Raw genomic sequence first — 7,695 nt, 5'->3', positions numbered from 1 at the left:
CATGATCCGGCAACGGTACCGCTAATACTGGCAGACAAGCTACTTGTAGAGATAAAACAGTCGTCAAAAGCCTGATGTCAGCCAAATTTTTCATAAAATCAACTCCAAGATGCGATTGCAATACACCGATAACCAAACAAGACTAAAATTCTTTTTGTTGAGTTTCTAATTTTGACAACTTCCAAGTTTTGGCTGACTTGCTGATGATTATCTTGCGTTGCTTACCCACTGAAGTTTACTCAGACTTTGCCCCAATTCAAGCCGTAACTAACCCGAGAGTGACCTGATAAAATTTATCGGCTTACATCTCTACTGAGCTATCAGTAATAAAAGATGCTCTGCTTCATGATTTTGTACTTAATCATTGAGTGAGCGTCCCGTTCACTATGCCTTGTCACGCTGTCCACAAACCCTGTACAGCATAAGTGCATAAAGGAAATCAGAAACAGTAAACCTTTTAGCAATCGTTAAATCTTGCCTAGTTTATATCCTTTTAGGCAAAGTCAAATAATTTTTAAACGGAAGAATTAGGGTTATAGCTTTGGTTACAAGTTTAGGTTGTGAGGCAGTCGTCAAGGGCGACCGCTTATATGTTGGTGGTAAAACCAACCGCGCTCAAGTCGCTTTTGAACAAGAGGTTTTAGATATTTTAGACGGCTTAAGTTCACAGCCCAAACAAGTCAGTAATCAACAATCATAAACGCAATGGGGAAGGAGTTAATTATAATTACTTCTCCCCATTTTTCATAAATTTAGAATTATCTTTCTTGGCTTTGAGTAGGGCGTTCACGTTTCCATTTAACACTCACCGCTCCAATTCCCACTAAAGCCAAACCCAACAGTGATGTAGGTTCAGGTACTTGTTGACTAATGTTTAATACTTGAACGCGACTATTGTAGAAATCACTGACATAAAGCTTGCCATTGTCATAGTGTGCGCCAACTGCCCAATTAAACTGTCCAGGTTCTGGCTGAGGCTGTCCTGGTTGAAGAGGTTCTGGGTTAGCGTTGGGAACTGCTGTACCAAAAGAAGTTAGGTAATTACCGTTTTTATCAAAAACCTGCACACGGTTATTGAGAGCGTCACCCACATAAATATTCTCTTGATCGTCCACTTCAATGGCAACAGGTGAATTAAACTGCCCTGGTTCGCTGCCTAATTCACCAAACACCAAGATAGGCTCGCCTTGTGAGTTGAGGACTTGAATACGGTTATTTAAAAAATCGGTAACATAGATGTTACCTGATTTCTCCGATATCGATAAACCTGATGGCCCTAAAAACTGACCTGATGCAGTGCCAGAGCTACCAATTGTTCTGATCACATTACCGTCTCGATCAAATACCTGAATCGTATCTGCTGTATAGTCGTTAACATATAAATTACCCGACGCATCGAAGGCTATACCACCAGGGCCAAAGAAGGGTCTATCAGTTTGTGGCCCGAATTTACCAAAGGATTTAAGATATTTCCCATTAGCATCGAAGACATCCATTTCGCTGTTATAAACATCGCCAACATAAAGGTTTCCAGTTAGCTTATCAAATGCTAGGTCTGCTGTTTGGTTAAACTGTCCATCTCCACTGCCAAAACTGCCAATAGTTTTTACAAAATTACCGTTTTGATCAAAAACTGAGACACGATTATTAGCAGAATCGCTAATAAAAACATTGCCTGTTTGTTGTTGTACATCTATACCTTGAGGTAAAAAAAGATTTCCGTTTTCAAATCCAGGGCTACCAATACTACGCTCATAGGTTAATGTTACAGATTTGGCTTGAGTTGCTGTTGTCAAAACCATGAATGCTGCACTGACTATGGTAATTGACAAGCTTTTTAGCAATTCCATAATGTATAACTCCTGTTTGTGTGATTAGCAATACCAATGTACGAGCGTGCTAACAAACCCATAGCAAAACTCCTCCCGCCTTCTATCGCTGCGGAATTTCACTGAATTTGATTATTTTCAGTAATGATGAATAATGTGCTGACTACCCTCGCCTATAGGACATTTGTCAAAAAGGTAAGGGAGGCATATCAGAATAAAAATTGTCTGTTTAACCGTAGGTTTTAGTTTCTTAACGACAGATACAAGGTGAATCTGTAAGGTAGAAACTATATAAACCCTATATAGTTACTATAAGTAACTGATAAAAAATGTAAAGTAGGTACTTTAAAGTAACTGCGACACATTAAAGAAACTAACTCATGGTGCTATTGCAAGTTTCACTAGTAGTCTGCCAACCCAAAAATGCGCTCGTGAGGACTGGGGAAAGGGAAAAGGGGAAAGGTTAAGGGATTTAAACTCTTTCCCCCTGCCCCTTATCCCCACTTCGTGGGGGCCCCACCTTCCCCCAAACCCAGTACCCCGCTTTCGTCACGAAAGCGAACTACTAGGGTATGTTTAGCAACTCCACTACTTGAAGGCACTAGTTCTCCCTCTAACTGTAAATTTTGAATTGTTATGACTCAGTTAAAAGAATCTGTAAGTTGCCCAATGGGTACGTTGTTAAACTTGCTTGGTGGAACTTGGACGTTCTACATTCTTTGGATTTTGCGTAATAATGGCCCTACTCGCTTCGGTGCTTTAAAACGTCAGATAGAGGGTATTTCGTCAAAAGTTCTCACTGAAAAATTGCGAATGCTTGAGGAGGCTGAAATCATTTATCGGACTTATGAGCCAACAATACCGCCTCAAGTTACTTATGGTTTAACGGAAAAATCACAAGACCTCATCGTTGTTCTAGATCAGTTAGCCCAAATCGCCCACAAATGGTATGCAAAAACTGACTGAACCATTTTCCTCACTGTTTCCCTGTCCGATACATTGATAAGCTGTTTGCCCACCCAAGCTTATTTAGACTTTACCCTAGTACAAGCGGACTGTAACCCGACACTGAGCTAATAAAATTTATCGGATTTCATTTCTACTGACCTATCAGTAGTAAAAGATGCTCCAAATGATGATTTTGTACTTAACCATTGAGTGAGCGTCCCGTTCAGTATGCCTTATTATGCTTTTTGAAACCCTATAGGTATTGATCTGAGATACCAATGGAACGTTAGGCTTTCCAATCACCTATTCCATTCCAAGCATAATTAAGATTACCCTGGTCGTAGATAGGAACAAGATCGCAAGCTAGACGCATCAAATCAAATCCCCCTAATTTGTTTAATTTTTCACCTATTTCCCGTACTTGATCGAAATTTTGACCACAATAAGGCGATCTGTCATCACCTCTTGTTCTGTCGTTAATAGAGAATTTGAGCAATTCAATAATTATTTTTTGTTCTAGGCATATTCGGGGATAATTTTCCGCAGCAATTAATTGTCTCGCTAAATGCCGAGATACTTGATAGCTATCGTCAATTTCTTTTAAATCCTTCGGATTTACCCCAATTGGGGTCTGAATTCTTACGCCTTTTTGCTTCTCCCATATTGATTCCTATTATGTGGCTAACTTGACCTGATCAAAGACTAAAACTAGGATGCCATTGTTTCTATGTTGTTGCTGCCTCTGCTGCAAGTAGTTGTTTTTTGCTCTTACCCCTCGTACTCTTGACTGGTGTTTCTTCAGCTTCGCTGCTTTCAACAACTGCTGACTGATTTTCAACAGCCCCCTGAACTGATGCACTACTACTGCCGTTATCAGATGCCTGATGACGGCGACGACTACTTTTCTTCAACTCACCGATTAAATATTTGATTCTGCTACCAGTCAAATTAATCCCCAAACCCTTCAGCATCTCCGATACTTCATCGTAAGTGTAGCCGTACTTATTAGAGGTCAGCTTCTCAATGTACCGTCTCATTTTCCTGATGGCCTCTCTGTCCGATACATCCTCTCGCTCTTTTGGCTTCTGTTCCTTGAGAAGATTAATGGCTTTATCAATCTTCTCTTTCGTAATCACTTCTGAATTCTGATGCTCACTCATGGTTACTCATGAATACCGATTAACTGATAATTATCGGTTATTTGAAATAATTTGTACTAATTGATTTTCAAAATCCTACAAAAATCGGCTATTGTGGCTACGCCGAATTACCTTTTCGTATTCCGGCTACGCCTTAGATTTTTTAGTGTGGCAGCTTCGCTGGTTTTCTTATTCAAGCTAATGCTAAAAAATCTGACTGTTACAGCTACGCTGAATCAGAGAATCTTACTTAAAACAGCTACGCTGAATTATTTTTTAGTATTGCGGCTACGCCGGACTATTATATTGTGTGGCAGCTTCGCTGAATCAGAGAATTTTCATATAGCAGCTACGCCGTTTTTATCCCCTCTATGGTGGCTACGCCGAACCAGAATTTATCTCCTGCTTGATTTGATTCAAATTCCGGCTACGCCGTTGCTATCCTCCCCTGTAAGTTGTAGGATGGTCAGCAGCACGGCTACGCCGAAAGTACTCTCGCCTTCAGCCCCCTCCTGTGTCCTCCGTACACACGTAGCACACGACACCTCGCTTACCCCGAAAATCGGCTTGAAGCCAGCCATGCCTCAAAGCTTACGCTTTGTCTCGCTGCGCTCGAACGGCAGACTGGTTCAAGTGGGGAAGCCCCCCTTGAAAAACCCCCCTCGCAACGTCCCGATATTTTCTCAATTTATGGCTAACCGCAAGCAGTCAAAAGCTCTAGTCCGAAAGCATATTTTTCCAGTCAGGTTAAGTGACATCGAACTGGATCTGCTGCGAATAAAATCACTTGACGCGGGGATGTCAGCAAGTGAACTGATGAGACGTAATGCGTTGATGCGTCCATTACCAAGACGACTGAGTAAAATTAGCTTGCAAACATATTGGGAGTTAGGACAAATCGGGAACAACCTAAACCAGCTTGTAAAGGCAACTAACACAGCCTTAAAAGTTGGGCGAACTTTACCTGCTGATCCAGAACTGTTACGAGAGCTTTTAGAACTGCTGCATCAGTGTAGGCGAGACATTGCCTCTGATGATGTTGATGACGAAGATTTGGAAGAGGAAGAGGATGATTGGGAAGCAGACTAAGGGCAGAGGTTTTCGCAAGCTGTTGGATTATTTAGAATCCCGTGAAGATGCTAAACTAATCGGCGGCAACATGAGCGGGAGAAATGCCCGTGAATTGGCGCGGGAATTTAAGCTGTCGAGACAACTTAATTCTGATGCAGACCGAGTTGTTTACCATGCCTCGCTGTCAGCAGCTAAGGGTGATAAATTAGATGATGATAAGTGGAGCGAAATCGGCGACCGCTACATGAATGAAATGGGCTTTGATGCCAATCAGTTTGTCATCTTTCGCCACCATAACACCGACGACGACCACATCCACATTGCAGCCAGCCGGATCAGGATGGATACAGGGCTAGTAGTGCATGATTCTTGGGATTATGTACGTTCTGAGAAAGCCCTGCGACAAATTGAAATTGACTATAATTTGGTGCAAGTTAAGGGTAGTAGAGAGAAACTGAATCGCACACCCAGCACCGGACAAATTAGGCGCATTAGGCGAGAAAAAGAAGAATTTTCACAGGGACAACGTGACTCTCCTCCACAACGCACCATCAAAGAGTCAGTTCAGCAGACGATTGATAGAGCCGGAGTTGATAATCCCCAAATGCCAACGCTGATTATGCGGTTGCAGCAAGCTGGCATTAGTGTAAGAACAGGATTTACTAGGAATGGTAAGTCTAAAGGCATTTCTTATGAGAAAGATGGGCAGGCTTTTAGTGGTACACAACTAGGTGCAGCTTACACTTTCCCCGGTTTGCAAAAACATCTTGGCGTTGACTACCAAACAGAACGTGATGATGAACCTATTAATGAATTGCTGCTCAAACCTGTTAAACCACTCCCAGTTGAGCAGTTAGAAAAGTTTCTTCTTCTTATTGAACGCAAACAGCAACAGCCCCAGTTCACTCCACCACCAGAGGATACAGTTGTTTGGCAAGTGTTACACAAGTACTTAAGCGAGAAACGCTATATACCAGATTATATTTCGCAAGGATTACATAATAATCAGTTGCTTTACATGGATGAGCAACGAAATATTTTGTTTATCAAGCGTGATTTAGATGGTGAAAAAACTGGCGCATTAGTTTGGTCAAAGCCTAGAGAAAATCATCGCACTGTGGAGTACAACCAAAACAACTCTACACCAAATGGTTGGTTTTATCTGAGATTGGGAGGGCAACCAACGGACAAGGTAGAAAATGTCTTTTTGTGTTCTACACCAATTGATGCCATGTCAGCAGCCACCTACCTGATCTCAAGTTGTAAAGGGCTACCACCAACTAGAACCATGTTGATGGTAGCTGATGACCCGAATAACCTACCTATGGAATTTCTCAAGAGTTTCAATAGGGTGGTCGTAGCATTCAATAATGATGAACAAGGGAATAAAGCCGCTAGTGCAGTATTAGAATTGTTGCCACAGGGGAAAAGGCTCAAAACCCATAATCCTGATTGGAGTCAGGAACTAGAAGCTCATCTCAGGGAGGAGCAAGAAAAGCTCTTACAGCAGGATCGTGGTTTTAGCTTGTGAGCCACGCGGAGCGTACACCGAACTCGTTGCTGCCGAGGCGAGGCTTTAGTTTTTACTAGCTGGGCAGTTAAGAGAGCAGTTGTTTGAAGCACAATTGCAACATAAATGTATTATGCATTCTCAATAATTTTGAAGTTATTGAGAATAAAACAGGCGATTAAATTTTGCTGTAAGTCATTGTCAGTCAGCATTACGCCCGAAATTTTCTCAAAATGTCTTATGCTCAACTGGTAGCAGTAGGGCTACTCTATAGCTACCAGTTGGGGAATGATCAAATTTTCAACAACTCGCTTTTTTACTACTCAACTGGTAGCTGTGTGTCACCAGTTGAGCTACCCAACAGCTACCAGTTGAGCAAGGTATTTAGAACTACTATTTGAATACTGCTAAAGTACATAAAGTCTATGTAATAAGTGGTGTTTACAGCACAGCTAGGGTGTAGCTCACAAGTGGAGTGCAGCTTTTTGGTTACAAATGTAGTATGGAGTAATATGAAAAAGTAGAGTTTTGCTCAAAATGTGTTTCTAAGCAATAATTTGGCTTTAGATGACGCGCAAATACTCATTTTTGATCAAAAAGGTGTGAGCGTCCGTTTGAAGCAAAACAGAAATTCTCCGCCTAAATACTCCCTATTGCTACCCGCAATACTCATTTTTGTATCAAGTATTCTTATTGTGTCTAGGCAGACAACAGTGTACTGAAGATAATTTCCAGGTCAGGTTTAATCACAAGAATTGAATGCGATTTTTTGAGTGTTTGCAGTTCGCTACAGATAGAGATGCACACAAGGGGCAACCACCAGTGAGAACAATGTACATGGCAGTGGATGACCCGGATAACTTGCCCTTTGAGTTACTCAAAAATATCAGCAGGATTGGGCTGGCATTTAATAATGATGATCGGGGAAATGAAACATCTCTTGTCGTTCAGTCAATGCTGCCCCAGGCTAAAAGAATTTCACCAAGTGGACTGACTTGGAATGAGATTTTAATTGAAGCGAAGCAGCGAGAAATGGAACAGCAGAAACAACGCTCTAGGGGTTTTAGTCGATAAGTCGTGTTGAGCCGACGAACTCGTTGCCGCTATCGCTCGACTCATGCGGTCTTCGGGACGGGCAGAGTGATCAATTGTTGGGCCGACCAGTCCCGCAAGCCCGCCCCGAAGACTCCGCGTTGCC

8 protein-coding genes are annotated in these 7,695 nt (G+C 42.0%); 5 read left to right on the top strand and 3 right to left on the bottom strand.

Annotated features, from left to right (window positions below):
- Positions 1 to 541: 541 nt before the first annotated feature.
- Positions 542 to 700 (top strand): hypothetical protein, encoded by a 159-nt coding sequence (locus H6G96_RS34635; RefSeq protein ID WP_190918201.1) that lies wholly within the window; start codon positions 542 to 544, stop codon positions 698 to 700.
- Positions 701 to 758: 58 nt separating this feature from the next.
- Here the strand turns inward: H6G96_RS34635 and scyF are convergent, their stop codons facing one another.
- The gene (scyF, locus tag H6G96_RS34630; protein WP_190918193.1) at positions 759 to 1,850 is read right to left on the bottom strand and encodes a scytonemin biosynthesis PEP-CTERM protein ScyF; all 1,092 of its coding nucleotides are present in this window, start codon (positions 1,848 to 1,850) and stop codon (positions 759 to 761) included.
- A 615-nt stretch (positions 1,851 to 2,465) separates the two neighbouring features.
- Between scyF and H6G96_RS34625 the strand changes: the two genes are divergently transcribed.
- On the top strand, positions 2,466 to 2,795 hold the full coding sequence (locus H6G96_RS34625) for a helix-turn-helix domain-containing protein (RefSeq protein WP_190918191.1): 330 nt from the start codon (positions 2,466 to 2,468) through the stop codon (positions 2,793 to 2,795).
- 268 nt (positions 2,796 to 3,063) lie between these two features.
- Here the strand turns inward: H6G96_RS34625 and H6G96_RS34620 are convergent, their stop codons facing one another.
- Together H6G96_RS34620 and H6G96_RS34615 are read right to left on the bottom strand one after the other, a co-directional pair.
- The gene (locus H6G96_RS34620; protein ID WP_190918189.1) at positions 3,064 to 3,273 is read right to left on the bottom strand and encodes a hypothetical protein; all 210 of its coding nucleotides are present in this window, start codon (positions 3,271 to 3,273) and stop codon (positions 3,064 to 3,066) included.
- A 229-nt stretch (positions 3,274 to 3,502) separates the two neighbouring features.
- A complete protein-coding gene (locus tag H6G96_RS34615; RefSeq protein WP_190918187.1) occupies positions 3,503 to 3,937 on the bottom strand; it encodes a hypothetical protein in 435 nt (144 codons plus the stop codon).
- Positions 3,938 to 4,117: 180 nt separating this feature from the next.
- Between H6G96_RS34615 and mobC the strand changes: the two genes are divergently transcribed.
- From mobC to H6G96_RS34600, 3 genes are all read left to right on the top strand, one after another.
- Positions 4,118 to 5,005 (top strand): plasmid mobilization relaxosome protein MobC, encoded by an 888-nt coding sequence (mobC, locus tag H6G96_RS41830; protein ID WP_242063519.1) that lies wholly within the window; start codon positions 4,118 to 4,120, stop codon positions 5,003 to 5,005.
- Positions 4,986 to 6,518: a relaxase/mobilization nuclease domain-containing protein gene (locus H6G96_RS34605; protein ID WP_190918185.1), complete on the top strand. Its 1,533-nt coding sequence runs from the start codon at positions 4,986 to 4,988 to the stop codon at positions 6,516 to 6,518. The genes mobC and H6G96_RS34605 overlap by 20 nt, the downstream gene beginning before the upstream one ends.
- A gap of 738 nt (positions 6,519 to 7,256) precedes the next feature.
- Positions 7,257 to 7,571 carry a hypothetical protein gene (locus H6G96_RS34600; RefSeq protein WP_190918176.1) on the top strand — a complete coding sequence of 105 codons (315 nt, stop codon included), beginning with the start codon at positions 7,257 to 7,259 and terminating at the stop codon, positions 7,569 to 7,571.
- Positions 7,572 to 7,695 lie beyond the last annotated feature (124 nt).

Origin of the sequence: Nostoc sp. FACHB-892 (assembly GCF_014698795.1) — a bacterium.
Taxonomy (GTDB): domain Bacteria; phylum Cyanobacteriota; class Cyanobacteriia; order Cyanobacteriales; family Nostocaceae; genus Nostoc.
The sequence above is the reverse complement of the archived record's forward strand: the minus strand, read 5'-3'. Positions and strand labels throughout refer to the sequence as shown.

Bases quoted from the DNA above. Each gene is read 5' to 3' on its own strand.
- scyF (WP_190918193.1), bottom strand. From the start codon at position 1,850: ATGGAATTGCTAAAAAGCTTGTCAATTACCATAGTCAGTGCAGCATTC.
- H6G96_RS34615 (WP_190918187.1), bottom strand. From the start codon at position 3,937: ATGAGTGAGCATCAGAATTCAGAAGTGATTACGAAAGAGAAGATTGAT.
- mobC (WP_242063519.1), top strand. From the start codon at position 4,118: ATGCTAAAAAATCTGACTGTTACAGCTACGCTGAATCAGAGAATCTTA.
- H6G96_RS34605 (WP_190918185.1), top strand. From the start codon at position 4,986: ATGATTGGGAAGCAGACTAAGGGCAGAGGTTTTCGCAAGCTGTTGGAT.
- H6G96_RS34600 (WP_190918176.1), top strand. From the start codon at position 7,257: ATGCGATTTTTTGAGTGTTTGCAGTTCGCTACAGATAGAGATGCACAC.
- H6G96_RS34625 (WP_190918191.1), top strand. From the start codon at position 2,466: ATGACTCAGTTAAAAGAATCTGTAAGTTGCCCAATGGGTACGTTGTTA.